This is a genomic window from Bradyrhizobium sp. WYCCWR 12699 (assembly GCF_032144035.1).
Classification (GTDB): Bacteria; Pseudomonadota; Alphaproteobacteria; order Rhizobiales; family Xanthobacteraceae; genus Bradyrhizobium.
This window is the reverse complement of sequence record NZ_JAVTJN010000002.1, coordinates 13563-27806: the sequence shown is the minus strand read 5'-3', so window position 1 is coordinate 27806 and position 14244 is coordinate 13563. Positions and strand designations below refer to the sequence as shown.

Annotated in this window: 7 protein-coding genes and 4 pseudogenes; 7 read left to right on the top strand and 4 right to left on the bottom strand. The window is 59.5% G+C overall.

Going from position 1 to position 14244, the window contains the following annotated elements; all coding sequences use genetic code 11:
- Positions 1-2109: 2109 nt before the first annotated feature.
- Positions 2110-2998 (bottom strand): annotated as a pseudogene (locus RPS27_RS02065) (IS110 family transposase).
- 1734 nt (positions 2999-4732) lie between these two features.
- On the opposite strand from RPS27_RS02065, the gene RPS27_RS02055 reads away from it, so the two are divergent.
- The 5 genes and pseudogenes from RPS27_RS02055 (at position 4733) to RPS27_RS39585 (ending at position 9389) form a co-directional block, all read left to right on the top strand.
- Positions 4733-5044, top strand: coding sequence for a hypothetical protein (locus tag RPS27_RS02055; protein ID WP_128929884.1), 312 nt, complete (start codon positions 4733-4735; stop codon positions 5042-5044).
- 131 nt (positions 5045-5175) lie between these two features.
- Positions 5176-6090 (top strand): transposase, encoded by a 915-nt coding sequence (locus tag RPS27_RS02050; protein ID WP_128929885.1) that lies wholly within the window; start codon positions 5176-5178, stop codon positions 6088-6090.
- Between the two features lie 217 nt (positions 6091-6307).
- Positions 6308-7234 (top strand): AAA family ATPase, encoded by a 927-nt coding sequence (locus tag RPS27_RS02045; protein ID WP_128955128.1) that lies wholly within the window; start codon positions 6308-6310, stop codon positions 7232-7234.
- A gap of 346 nt (positions 7235-7580) precedes the next feature.
- Positions 7581-7761, top strand: a pseudogene (locus tag RPS27_RS02040) (hypothetical protein); the annotation flags it as partial.
- Between the two features lie 914 nt (positions 7762-8675).
- On the top strand, positions 8676-9389 hold the full coding sequence (locus RPS27_RS39585) for an ATP-binding protein (protein ID WP_128929887.1): 714 nt from the start codon (positions 8676-8678) through the stop codon (positions 9387-9389).
- 307 nt (positions 9390-9696) lie between these two features.
- On the opposite strand, the gene RPS27_RS02030 is transcribed toward RPS27_RS39585, so the two are convergent.
- The gene (locus RPS27_RS02030) at positions 9697-10077 is read right to left on the bottom strand and encodes a response regulator transcription factor (RefSeq protein WP_128929888.1); all 381 of its coding nucleotides are present in this window, start codon (positions 10075-10077) and stop codon (positions 9697-9699) included.
- Between the two features lie 56 nt (positions 10078-10133).
- Entirely contained in the window at positions 10134-10805 is a 672-nt protein-coding gene (locus RPS27_RS02025; RefSeq protein ID WP_164934295.1) for a response regulator transcription factor, read from the bottom strand.
- Positions 10806-11581: 776 nt separating this feature from the next.
- Here RPS27_RS02025 and RPS27_RS02020 point away from each other — a divergent pair.
- Positions 11582-12328: pseudogene (locus tag RPS27_RS02020) on the top strand (IS256 family transposase); the annotation flags it as partial.
- 51 nt (positions 12329-12379) lie between these two features.
- Here RPS27_RS02020 and RPS27_RS02015 read toward each other — a convergent pair.
- Positions 12380-13768 (bottom strand): transposase, encoded by a 1389-nt coding sequence (locus tag RPS27_RS02015; RefSeq protein WP_128929889.1) that lies wholly within the window; start codon positions 13766-13768, stop codon positions 12380-12382.
- Positions 13769-13840: 72 nt separating this feature from the next.
- On the opposite strand from RPS27_RS02015, the pseudogene RPS27_RS02010 reads away from it, so the two are divergent.
- Positions 13841-14090: pseudogene (locus RPS27_RS02010) on the top strand (transposase); the annotation flags it as partial.
- Between the last annotated feature and the right edge of the window lie 154 nt (positions 14091-14244).

Below are 14244 nucleotides of genomic sequence, written 5' to 3'. Positions count from 1 at the left end.
CCATCAATTTGCCGTCCTCTTCGCTTCGGGGTTCAAACACTGCGTTCTTGGCACATTACGATGCCGTCTGGGGAGGGCGGCAACCATCCCATCTCATCTGGTGATCTGTGATGTGTCGGCCGGGCAAGCGAGTGATTCCTCTTGGCGGAAGAACCACTTGCATAACCCCGCCGGCCGCGATCACCAGTCGGCGCGGTCCTCCTCGGGATCGCGCCGACGCTGGGCTCGTAACTCCGGTCGGGCTACGCCCTCCCTCCGTCACGAGCCCAGCGAAACTCTCTCACCTTGATTGACGCTGCCTTCCATCCTGATCGTCGCGCGACACTAGGCGCCCGTCGGCGCGATTGACTCGATGTCCGCGAGCGAGTGTGGCCGCCGGTTGTCGCTGAACTGGCAGCAAAGAACGCTGCCTATACCGGGACGCGACTTGCACGAGCGGCTCAGGCGCCACAGTTTGCTCGTTTTGACCGATGGCGGCGACGGTGCGAGGAACGCGATGCTCCAGCTGAAGCGGCAGGCCTGCTGTAGAGTGAGGGCAGCTGTGCTACGTCTGATTATGGGATCAACACCAGAACGCAACTGACGTCCCCGTCTGTCAGACTCGGGACAGTTGTCGCACTAACATGGCGTCGCGACGCTCTCGCAATGGTGCTCAGAATCCCCTAACTCATTTATACGTGTCAGAACTGTCATGCTCCCGCCGATGGCATCGGACTTGCTGATCCTCTCCTTGAGAGGCTTGCCCGGAGCTACTCCGGGGAGGTTTATTTGGCCCTGGAGGGGAATTGTAAATGGCGGAGAAGGCGTGCTCGAGATGCGGTCGATATCAATAAGATCAGGCTACGCGCTGACCAATACGTCCATTATCCAAGATACTGTTCGACCGATCCCACCTTCGGGCGCTCACGACCGCCTAAAACGGTAAAGCATGGAGCGCGCGGTGATCTTGGCACTCTGCGTGGCCGCTCTCGCAGCCGGTGGAGTGCTGCTTTCGTTCGCCAAGCAAGCGCTATACGTCTTGGCATTGGGGTAGGAAAGTAGCGTAGCGATCATGTGGCTGTGGCACTTGATTGGCGGCAGCCAATATTTGGATCAGCAGCACTGGCTGCGCAGGCCGCCAGGCGGGAGCTTTTTGACGACATCTTGGAGCCGACTGTCGAAACGACCGTGATAAGGAGTCGAACGATGAGCAGCTGGAAGTCCCTATTGAGCTGTACGGTGGTGGGAGTCCTGATGGTTGTCCAGTTGGAGCTGGCGACGGCAGCGCCGATGCCGAGGAGTGTCGGAGTCGTGCAGGCCTTTCCTGGAGGCACGACCACGATGTCCCCTGTCTCTCACTGCAACTGCGAACGGAGGATCTCCAGTCTTGCAAGAGCCGAACTCTTCCGTGGCGCAAGTACGAGCGGCGGCTGTTATGGCCCTTATTGCGTATATGCGGAGCCGCCTTATGGATACCCTCCGGTCAGTTATGGCTGCAGTCCGTACCATACCGGCCCGCGGTCGTACCCGTTCCGCGCATATCCCTGCCACGGTTATAGGCACGGTTGTTACGGACGCCACTGTTGTTATCGCCAGTACGACTGCCCGGATTTGTGACCGACCGGCGAGACGAAACTGTCGGCTACTGGTGAAGCGGATCTATAGCAAGGAGCAATATAAATGACCCCGATGTATGGTCCGGCCGTGCGTTGCAAGTGGTTTCGCCGAGCTGGCGGTGAGCGGTCTTGCATCAATGTATCCGGCCTTTGATTGGAGCATTTGCTCCGGCCACCATGGATATCAGCGCGCGTGCGTTCTCGTTAGCGGACAGGCCTCGATTGGACCATTCGGGTCACCAGTGTTCGCATGCGCCGGGAAGACCGAACCTCCATCTCGTCTCATCCTCTCGCAGACCTCGGCTGGAAATTATTGATAGGGGCTTACGTCATCGCTTGCTCCTCATTTTGCTCAGTTCCTTTGTTCGAGCCAAGGGCCGTTCCTTCGTCCCGGCCCGCAGAACGTCGATCGCGTCGCGCGCAGGGGCGGTCAAGGCCAGCCGTCGCGCTTGGCTTGCGGCTGGCTCCGGCGTTGCCAGGCTGCGCCTTGACCGCGCCCAGCACGGCGCGAGGATCAAGCGGGTCGGACGCCTGCATCGTCAGTCCTCGTCAGCTCGAAGGCGCGTCCTTTGGCCAGCACCGCCCAGGCGATGCGGGCAAGCTTGTTGGCGAGCGCGATCGCGAGCACGTTGTGGTGCAACCGCCTTTTGGCGGCTTCGATCCAGGACTTGAGCCCATAACTTTCCCAGTTCTTTATCCTGACCAGCACAACGCACGCCGCCTGCACGAACAGAACGCGCAGGTAGCGATTGCCGCGCCTCGAGATTTTGCCGAGGATCGTGCGGTCTCCCGTCGAGATCTGCTTGGGCAAGCCAAGCGCCGAAGTCGCGGCCTTTGGAGAATACGTCTCCGGTGCCGATCGCGGCCACCATGGCGCTCGAAATGATCGGCCCGATGCCAGGCACCGTCATTAGGCGCGAGCATGCCTGATCTTGACGGGCCAATGCTTCAATCTCGCCGGAGAGGCCATCGATGCGCTGATCCAGCCGGTGCCAGTCGCCTGCCAGCTCCTCGATGACACGCAACATGCGTGGCGACAGGGCATCGGCGCGCGTCGCAAGGATGGTGGGCAGTTCGGTGCGCAAGAAGCCGATACCTTGGCGCACGGCGATCCCGCGCTCCAACATGAAGGCGCGAATCTGGTTGATGATGCCGGTGCGTTGCGATACCAGCCGCTCGCGCACCCGGTGCAGCGCCTGCAGATCCAGTTGCTCCGCGGTCTTGGTCGCCACGAACTTCATCGTCGGGCGCTGCACGGCTTCGGCAATCGCTTCGGCGTCATTGAAGTCGTTCTCCTGTCCCCTGCTATAGGGGCGGACATATTTGGCCGGCATCAACCTCGCATCGTGACCAAGCGATGCGAGTTTGCGGCTCAGGTGATGTGCGCCGACGCAGGCTTCCATACCGATCAGGCAACGCGGCAGATTTGCGAGCCGCGCCTCCACTTGCCCACGCGGTCACTTTTGACGCAGAACGATGGCGCCGCGCGCATCGTGGCCGACGACGTTGAACGAGTTCTTGCCGATATCGATGCCGATCACGGCGATCGCGGTATTGGGTGTCTGAGACATGGTGTGCTCCTTGTCTTTGCCGCCCCTTACCAGCTTCGCTTGCTGGCGGGGGCAGGAGGCCCATTAGCGGAGCTCGGAAGAGGAGGCGAACATGCCGTCGATATCGGGAGAATCAGGCTCCGCGATGACCAATATGTCCGTGAGTTTATTCGAACCTGATAACGACGTTCCAGGCGGCAAGCAATTGTAAAAGAGAACGCATGGAACACGTGGCGTCTAGGCACTCCGGGGCGTCGCTCTGTCGAGGAATGTCTTGGCCATCTCGCTGTCAGTCATGCAGGTATACGTCGGCATTCATCTCCAGTGCCGGATCGAGGTCTGCATCCAGGTGCATCTCCGGCGCCGACATGCTCCGGCAACACTATCCATGCCTGTTGCGAGTGACTGTCGAGTTACGAAGAACTCATGACCGCACATGGACGCATGGAGCACGCAGAGCATGCTTTGCTGATCGCCGTGCTGGCGCTATTCCGGTATCCTGGGCGATCTCGGACAAGCTCGGTAAGAGTGCACAAACCGAAGCGATCAGCAAACCTGTGGACGCCGTCATCGACTGGGCCTTGTTCATGGCCAAGACCAGCCGCCGCACAATGGTGGAGATGGTAGCTGAGCTGGAATCTCCTGCGGCGTCTATGTCACGCGTTCGCCGAGCTTCGACAAGCCAGGCCGATCGCCAGGACGGGCACTACGTTGGGGCCGGCAGCAATCACGCCCTCCCGCTCGATGCCGTCGGGAGCGCTGACCTAAGCGATGTGAGGTTGATACTTTGTGCCTCCGTTATGAAAAGGCTTGAATCGCACCTAGCGTCACATTGTACGATCCTGGAATGAAGTCGAGACCTCTGGTGAACCAACGCCGGCTACTCCTTAGCACCTGGGATGGCATACTTGGCTGTGGAGTTCTCGTATCTGTTCTAGTGGAAACCGGATGAAACGCGCGCTTTTGACTACGGCCGCACTGCTTTTGTTGGTAGGCACTGCTTCAGCCCGCACGCAAGAGGGCCCACCGGAAGGCGCGCAGGAGCCCCCCGCCCGGGAGACTCCCTGGGACCCTGATGACCCGGGTGCGGCGTGCCGCCGGGTGCCGGTTCCTTGTTCTGAGGAAGAGAGAATTAAACATCCAGGCCGGCTGATTTGCGGCCATCAACGGCGCGGCAACTGCCGCACCTGACAAAGAGAGCCCGCCGACGACCGTGCAACTTGATCGATCGGCCGCTATTTGGACTTGTGTTAGTTACCGCCGTCCACATCGAGCCTCGACGTCAGCACACCGAGGCCTACTCACCGCGCCGCAACCTAATCTCGGCAGAGGCTACACTTATCGATGCGGAGATTCCGTTCCGGACAGCAGGGACCATAAGAGCCCGTCGATGGGGATAGTGCTCTAGGGTTGGGTGATGGCTCCGCGACAGCTGCAATGTCGCGGTCGATCTCTTGCGCAAGCGAGGCCAGTTCGCTCCTCGCAGTATCCACGATCCATTGATCGAGACCGAAAGCATCTTTGCCCCCATAACAAAGCCGTGAGCCGTCGAGCGAGCTCGCCGGCGGTGACGAACTTGCATTCCAGATGACTACTGTCCTGACTCACAAGTTCGCAATCGTAAAATCGCATTGGATTCGCTTGGTTGTGCCAGAGCTGGGTGCTGGAATAGCGACGAAGGATTTGATGTCGGTCCAGCTACTTGCGCCCCTGATATTGAGCGATGATGAGCGTGCCGCACTGACGTCACTGACGAAGCGGCGGAACACGGCGCAGGCGCTGGCTCTGAAAGCCCGGATTGTGTTGACCTGCGCGGAGGGAGGACAGAACAAGAAAGTGGCGGCCAAGCTGCGCCTGGAGCGGCGGGACGGTAGGCAAGTCGCGCCACCGTTTTTGTAGAGCAGCGCGTGGCCGGGCTTCACGACGAGCCGCGTTCCGGGGCTCCGCGCACGGTTGATGATGTCCGAATCGAAGTCGTGACCGTGCGAACGCTGGAGAACTGCCCCGCCACGCATTGGAGCTCCCGCAGCATGGCAAAGGCGAGCGGTCTGTTGGTGTCGACGGTTCAACGCATCTGGCGGGCCTTCGGGCCAGCCGCATCGGATGGAGACGTTCAAGCTCTCGACAGACCCGTACCTACTGGCCAAGGTCCGCGACGTCGTCGGCTTTACGTCTCGCCGCCGCAGCACGCCATCGTCCCGTGTGTGAGCGACAAATCCCAAATCCAGGCTCTGGATCGCAGCCAGCCGATGTGGCCGATGCGACCTGGCCAGCCGGCCCGAAGGAGCCATGACTACAAAAGGCATGGCACCACCTCGCTGGTCGCGCCCTCGATATTGCGACCGGACGGGTCATCGGCAAGTGCTACCGACTTCACCGCGCCGCCGAATTTTGCAAGCTCCTCGACGAGACCCAGCCCGCGCCGGCTCGACGTCCATCTCGTCATGGACAACTACGCCACGCACACGACCCCGCTGATCCGGCGATGGCTAGTTAAAAGGCCGCGTTGGCATGTGCACCTGACCCCGACCAGCTCGTCATGGCTCAATCAGGAGCGCTTCTTCGAGCTCCTGACCGACAAGAACATCAGGCGCAGCGTCTATCGGAGCATTGCCGCCGTCAGGGCCGACATCGCTTCATTCATCGAACGGCACAACGCCGATCCAAAACCATTTCCATGGACCAATTCAATCGAGCGCTTCTGCCGATCCAATGCTCTGGTTCAGGACACTAGACTTGCAGCAGCACCCAGTGTGGGGCTCTGCGCATTTGGCCATAACGTTAATCATGGGCATGTACTCGAAGAGCGACCAAACACAGTTCGGCCCGCCGAACGGAATCGAGGCAAGAATGTGTCGACCCACGATCACGAGGATAAGTCTGGCCAGACCGCCCAACTGCTCGCAACGGCCAGGCCACTGAATGCCGAAGTGATACTTCATTGAAAACAAGAACGCCGCGGCATTGCTTGGTCGATTTCGGACAAGTCTGTCGAATTAGCCACACATCGGTGTCGCAACGGGTGAATACATAAGCCTTCCCTTCACCAGCCACGTGACTGCCGCCGGTCAGGATCGCGGTCGCTATACGGACCTCGTTTGCGATGGCACAACTATTGCTACCCCTTTACTCTGACACTCCATCTAACAATCGAGGAAGTACATGAAAGAGGCCTTCTCCGTAAACGAGAACAAGGACGAGTGCGTGGACGAGTGCGTCGACGAGTGCGTGGACCAGTACATGGATCACGAATTCCATCTTAATGCTGCGCTGTGGGCGCGGAGCGGCACGACCTTCCTCCCAGTCTCTGACGCTTCCTTGGAATTGCCAGCAGGTGCTTATCGCTGCCGCGAAAATAGTTGCACCGTTTTTTTCGAAAAGGTGCCGACTGTAACTGACACGCTCTTGAACTTGCCGGACACCGCCGCGGAGAGGCTTTTGGTCGAGTTCGACAAGTTCTGGGCTCTGCGCGAGAAGTACGTCGAGTACGGCTTCACGCACAAGCGCGGCATGCTCCTGTGGGGCCCTCCCGGTAGTGGCAAGACCTGCGCAATCGGACAAATGACACAGGTCGTTGTCCGAGATCATAATGGCGTAGTTGTCTTTATCGATCGCCCGCAACTGGCTAGCGCGTGTGTCGGTCTGCTGCGTCGCATTGAGCCCGAGCGGCCCGTGGTCATGGTTATGGAGGATCTGGACGAGCTCGTGGAAAGATGGGGCGCTGAGCACTTTCTTGCGTTGCTCGATGGCAACGCGCAAACTGCGAACGTGCTGCACGTTGCGACCACCAACCACCCTGACCGTCTGGACAGGCGCTTTGTCGATCGCCCTTCTCGCTTTGACACCATCATGGAAGTTGGTATGTCGTCCGCCCAGACCCGCCGCGCCTACTTCAAAGCCAAGGAGCCATCGCTTGACGATGCTACGCTCGACCGCTGGGTCGAGCAAACCAAACGCTACAATATAGCACATCTGCGAGAAGTCATCATTGGCATTAAGCTCTATGGCCAGAATGAGCGATCAGTGTTCGAAAGGTTGAATAGCATGCGTCAGAATCGCTTCGACTGCGAGAGCGAGGACAAAGAATGATGTCTTACTCCTAAGCTATGGCGACGCTGATCCTGTTTTAGGACCCGAATAGCTCGGCCGGAAGGTGGTGGCTCGGCACGCGTCATCCGGGTGTCAACTCGGGGGACGGACAATGGAGCCCTGCCGCCTGAGGCAAACGTACGCTACGCTCCATTGATCCTGACGAACCTCTGGCGGGGGTACGGTCACCCTGCGGCACGTTTCGTCGGGCCTTCCGCTGGCGCTACCGAAGCACGGACGCGTCGATCAAAACAGCGGTCTTCGAGCTTTGAATACCCGGGAAGGAGTACGTAGCTTGATCGTTCCCGTCATTAGTGTGACCGTCGCACTTCAAACATGATGCGGAGCCGAACCATGGCGGATGAGCAGCGAGCTTCTGTCCAAACTGCACGCAGGATACTCTATTTTACAAGGTCCTACTAACCCTTCAGCGTCGCCTTAACTCTTCGCGAAACGAGCAGGCGAACGCGCTGCTGCTTGCATCGGCCGTCAGCACAGCACGAACTGACGACGTCGCAAATGCCTAGTAACGAAAGGAGCCGGTCATTGCGCAACCCCGGCCAGCTCCACGGCCGGCCTTCTCCTCCGTTCCCCCCGGGGGCGAATTTGCACGGGGCAACCACCGCACGTTCGGGAGCCTCCACATACGCTCTCACCCTGACCGTCGCGCTAGGTCGTTCTCGATCCGATCATGAGAGACCGTGAGATATCGTATGGAAGAGTTCACTCCTGCGCGCCTTTTGCTTCGTGGTCTCAATCCAGGAGTGTATAACGATGCCTGCCCTGCGGGCCAGCCGAGAGGCCTCAATCAAAACCACGGCGCCAACTCGCCCTTCGCAAATGCGGCGAGCAGCTTCTCGAACCCGCGACGCGCGGTGCCACCACCAAAGCGACCGAGATCATGGTCGATCACGCTCACCTCGCTCCAGCCAAGCTGCCGCGCACCGTCACCTAAGCCTTACTGCCGGCGCGGTCCACTCGGTTGTTGATAACCTGGTCGTCCGCCGACTGACGAACGTGCACGATGGCCCGGCGAGGAGCGTGCTCAGGCGTGTTCTTGCTCACCGCTGTCCTCCTCATGTCGTTTGCGTCGGTCACCCCGTCGGTGAGCGATTCGGTAGGAAGCTCCTTCAACAGCTCCAGCGTTGCTGGCAAGTTTCAATCGGAATGCTGCTGCATCTTGGAGGGCTCTCGAACCGATCTCCCTGTGAGGTGACGCGCTCGCCACGACGACGTCCCCACAAATGGGACGAATAACCCTAAGAGGAGGATAAAACCGCGTCGACAAGAGCGCGCACCTCCAGCGACCGTCCACCGCAAGCCGCGGAGCAGGGATCAATCGGAAGGACGCGGTGGTGCACCGTCCATGCCGGCAGGAGCGTTAACATCCCATCAGGTTGCCTGATAACTAAATCGGTCTCACCCTCAAGCCGCTTGCAAGGTGACAACGACGACTAACGCTGCGCATTGCGGATGGAACGGGGAGGATCTCAATCGGGCTCCTAGACATCGGCCAACGCTGGTTGCCCCGGGGACTGGCAAGACTAACCTCGCGATCGCAATTGCCCGCAGCTGTGTCCGCGCTGGCGCCCGTGGCCGCTTCTACAAGGACGTCCACCTCCTCAACAGGCTAGGAGCCGAGGTCCGCGATGGCCGCCAAAGACGGCTCGCCGATCACCTGACCCGGTTGGACTTCGTTGTTCTCGACGAGCTCGGCAATCTGCCATTCGCCCAATCCGGTAATCAGCTCCCTGTTCCACCTCATCGGTCGCCTACGAGCGCACTCGTGCTGGTGACCACCAATCTGGTAGTCGGGAATGGCCGAGCGTCCTTGCGGACACACCAAGATGACCACCGCGCCGCTCGACCACCTGAACCTTCATTAGGATATTATCGAAAGCGGAATCGACAGTTGGCGCTTCAACAGTCGGGAAGAAGATCACGCCCGAACGCGCGCTCCCCGCGTCTCCGCAACCCCGAAATTGTGAACGTTAATCGACATTCCGACATTCCGAACTTGACGGCCACTTCTCGCCTTAGGGGGAAAACCATCGCATTCGCGTTCAAGACGCACCGCCCACCGAATCTCCCTTATTCGGCAATAGTCAGGAAGCGGACGCCGGAAGCGTACGACTCGCCCACGCTCAGCCTTTAGGGACCAGGGCCGAGAGTTAAACCCGCCGAAGATGTTCGGCGACCGCTTCATGATCAACGATGTGCGACTTCGCCCGAGCGCCTCAACTGGAAACAGCTTTCACTTGAAACTGCGCAGTAAGATGAGCGCGTCGGCAGGATTTGGCCGCCAAGATTAACTGCACTGAACATCAAGGAGCCTCCGTCAACGCACGCGTGCATCGCAATTGCAAGAGTTCCGATTAGGACGTAACGTGTACCGCGAGTGCAGGCGATTATCTCAGACTCACCAATTCCGTTGAGGTGCTTTCCGCAAAGAGTGGTCGCTTTCATTTCCTTGTGTCGTCAAGTCCTTCGAGCGCTGCAATGAGGCAGTTGATCAATGTCATTGTGGTAAATGGTTTAGCGAGAAGGCAAATACCGCCAGCTTCGATTGCGCGGGCGCGAACTGATCTCTCTGCATTGGCCGTAATGAAGATAAACGGCGTTTGACGACCGTCGTTTCGCATTTGCCGTAGCAGCTCAAGCCCGTTCATGAAAGGCATCTGGATGTCGGCGATTACACACGACGTGGCAGCCAGCACCTCCGAGCGTAGAAACTCTGGGGCGGATGCAAACACTTGAACGTCGTAGCCGCGAGAGGACAGAAGGTTGTTCGTGGCGGCACGAACGGACGGATCATCGTCAATGATCGAGATGAGATGAGGCATTATAAGCGGAAAGCCTTTAGCTGCAGCGCTATCCAACCGAGAGCCGCCGCTCGTACTCAGGTTTGCACGTTTCCATTTGAGCGGGACAGGCCCAGCAACTCAATCATTCTTATGAGATCGGCGAGCGACTTAGCGCCGACTTTGCGCATGGCTTGGCCACGGTGGACTTTGACGGTGATCTCGGCGAGGCCGAGCTCACCCGCTACTTGCTTGTTCAAGAGCCCTGACGCAACCAGCGTCAGAATATCACGCTCTCGCTGCGTCAGACCTTCAAAGCGTGAGCGCACGCCGGCTCGCATCTTCTCAAGCTCTCGCCTTTGTCGATCTCTTTCGATTGCAATCTGGACTGCGCGAAGCAAATCCCGATCGCGGAAAGGCTTTGTCAGGAAATCAACCGCCCCCCCTTTCATTGCCTGTACCGTCATTGGAACATCCGCATGACCCGTTATGAAAACAATTGGCGTATGCATATTCGCGCTAGCGAGACCGGATTGCAGCTCGAGACCGCTCAATCCAGGCAACCGAACATCGAGCACAAGGCAGCTCGGCCCCTCGGGGCGGTCCGCTTTTAATATCTCCGCGGCGGAGGCAAAGTCCTTCACTTTCAAACCCGCCGATTGGAAAAGGTTCGTAAGAGCCTTCCGTATCGAGGCATCGTCGTCGACAATCAGCACCACTGCTTCGTTGTGATCCGGCACCAATTGCGATGCTTGCAAGCGCTCGTTCACGTGCCATCCTTTCAAACAGAACCATGGCAAATCCAAAAAACCTAGATTCTCGGCCTTATAACGGCTCTGCTTGGTCCGGGATGAGGGCCGATTACTGCTCTCGCCCAAAACCTACGGACTTCCGATTATAGGCCCGCTCCGGTATACACAAGTATGACCCGGGCCCTCACTGCTTTCTTCTCGAGCTACCCCTCCGAATTCGGCAATTCAACCTGACGTAGAGAACAAAGCCGCAAACGAGCGCGACCAGCCCAGACTTCCCGCTCAGGACTTCGCCTGCCCGAAGATCACCGTGCTCCGATATTCCTGGCACACCTCGATCGACAGTACCACGTTCCAACATACCAGCAAAATCAACAACCTGAATCCTTGCCGCATGAGGTGGCAAGGTACCTTGCAGCCGCCACTTGGGTTGTACAGGTCGAGGCAACTTGTTTCAGCTGAAACGGCCTGATTGAGGCAGATAGGGCAAGCCGGCGCTCCTGCGACTACCCGCTGAGAGGCGAGCATTTACACCATCTTTGCTTGCATTGCGCATACGTCACACCTTTTGGCGTTGGATTCCGACGCGGTACTCGCAACTGGCTTACCTCCTTAATCTCGGAGTGACGAGAGTGGGGTCGTGTCCCAGGGAGTGGTGTAGCTCATTAGCAAAGCCGCTCGCGACGCGCGCTCCCCCATAGCGCTGTAGCGAGCGAGCGGCTTTGCGAGTGGTCACCGATGATTCGTCGGTAAGGTTTGGATTGCGACAGCCAACCTGACTCGAGGAACCACCGATGACCGACGACATGATGAACCTGCGCACGCTCGTAGAGAAGATCCCCGATGCTGATCTGTTGCGCGAGATGATCGGCTTTGCTGCCCACCGGCTGATGGAGCTGGAGGTCGAGGGCCTGACCGGAGCCGCGTACGGCGAGAAGAGCCAAGAGCGGCAGGTCCAGCGTAACGGCTACCGCGATCGGAGCTGGGAGACCCGCGCCGGCACCGTCGAGCTGCGCATTCCCAAGCTGCGCAAAGGCTCCTACTTCCCCGGCTTCCTGGAGCCGCGGCGGATGGCCGAGAAGGCGCTCACCGCGGTGGTGCAGGAGGCCTATGTCCACGGCGTCTCGACTCGCTCGGTCGACGACCAGATGCAGGCGAAGGGCATGAGCGGCATCTCCAAGAGCCAGGTGTCGCGGCTGTGCGGTGAGATCGACGACAAGGTGAAGGCCTTCCTCAACCGCCCGATCGAGGGCAATTGGCCCTATCTGTGGATCGACGCCACCTATGTGAAGGTGCGCCAGAACGGGCGCATCATCTCGGTCGCGGTGATCATCGCGGTCGGCGTCAACAGCGACGGAAGGCGCGAGGTGCTCGGCATGGACATCGGCCCGTCCGAGGCCGAGACGTTCTGGACCGCGTTCCTGCACAAGCTGGCGCGGCGGGGATTGCGCGGCGTCAAGCTGGTGGTCTCCGACGCCCACGAGGGGATCAAGGCGACCGTGGCCAAGGTGCTCAACGCCTCCTGGCAGCGCTGCCGCGTGGGGTCGTTGAAGAAGTGGCCCATAGATTCGCGCGATGCAGCGACCGGCCTATCATGGCCCTCGCGTCAAAGCCCGCGCTACGGCGCGATCTGAAGCCGCAAACGCATTTTGAGGGACAATCCAAGACAGAATAAGCGCAAGGAGAGCGGTTGCCAGCCGCTTGAGGTTGATGGCGGCGGCCGTCAGGTAGGCCTGGATCTTCATATTCGGTAGACCGCGCCGTACGGCGCGCGCCAGCCCATGCCAAGTTTTGGCTTCGCCGTGGAATCCCTCTGAGCGCCAGCGATGGCGTTGATAGAGATGTCGATCCTGCTTACTCCATCGCTCGCGACGGCGGCGGGCGCGCAGCAGTGCCGGATAATGGTCACCGACAACGACCGCTTTGTTAACCCGCCCTTTGGATAGGCAATCCCGCTTGAGCGGACACCGGGTGCAATCCTTCGCCTTCGCGTAAAAGAAACGGCCGTGCTTGATGGGCCGCGCGGGGCGCAAGATACGTCCTCGCGGGCACTTCAAGATGTCGTTCTTGGCATCGTACCGGAAGCGTCTGAGCGGTACGCGACTCTTGATTGGTTCGGCTTTAGCTGGGATGAGGGCATCAATGCCGCGCCGCTCGAGCGCGCCGTAGACTTTAGCGTAGGCATAGCCCGCATCGGCGGTGACGACCTTGATGTCGATGCCCGTAATCGCTTCGATCTCATCGACTTGCGGCTCGATCATCTCTCCTTCGTTCGTTTGTTCAGTCGTGACCGCGACATCCAGAATGACACCGACCTTGTCATCGACGGCAGTGTGCTGCTTGTAAGCGGGTTCCAGCCGCCGGTTTCGGGCATTCGTAGCCATTGTCGCATCGGGATCAGTCGTGCAGACCTTTTTGTACTTCCCGCTTTGCCGGCCCTTTCTCTCATCCTCGCTTTCATCTTCGCTTTGATTTTCGCTCAGCACATCCACCGCATGCTGCTCGGTGAGGCTATCCCAACTCACGTTGGCGCGGATTAGCGACGCATCGATGTGAACCACTTCGGCTGTTGCGATCTTGGCCTTCAGACAGGCCTGGACCGTGCGTTTAAAGATCCTACGGAATCGCTCTTCGCCCCAGCGCTGGCGGATGCGCGTCAGGCTGGAATGGTGCGGTAGCCGCTCATGCAGGCCATAACCAGCAAACCAGCGAATGGCGATGTTAACCTGAGCCTCTCGGATCAGCTTGCGATCGTGTACGATGCCGGTGAGCAGACCCGCGAGCATCAGGCGGACCGCGGCCTCCGGATCGACGCCCGGCCGACCGTCGTTCGCGCTATAGCGGTCGGAGACCTCTTCCCTTAGCCAAGATAGGTCGAGCACACGATCGACCCGTGCCAGCACGTGCTCATCTGGGACGAGCTGTCTGAGCGAGCCAGTGATGAAGAGCTCCAACTGATCCCGCTCCTTGCGCCCCAGCATCTCGTTTGCTCCGCCAATCGCGAATCGCCGACGAGAACGGAATCAGCCAATTGCAGCTTTTTCAACGACCCCCGCGTGCACTTCATGCGCAACGCGCTGGCGCATGCCGGCAAGAGCGGCCGGCGCGTCGTCTCCTCCTTCATCGCCACCGCCTTTGCCCAGGACCATGCCGAGGAGGCGCGGGCGCAATGGCGGCGCATCACCGACCAGCTCCGCCCCAAGCTCCCGAAGCTCGCCGCCTTCCTCGACGAGGCCGAAACCGACGTGCTCGCCTACATGAGCTTCCCAGCCGCGCATCGCGCCAAGCTGCACTCGACGGATGAGATGGACAAGCGATTTCTTCAGACCGAGACGACGACTGCGAAAATCGCTGTAAGTCCATTCTTTTGTTCGGTCGCGCGGGTCATTCTTCCGTCCCGGCCACCGATCACGCAGCCGCCGCGCGCAGGGGCGGTCAAGGCTGGCCGCATTTGCGG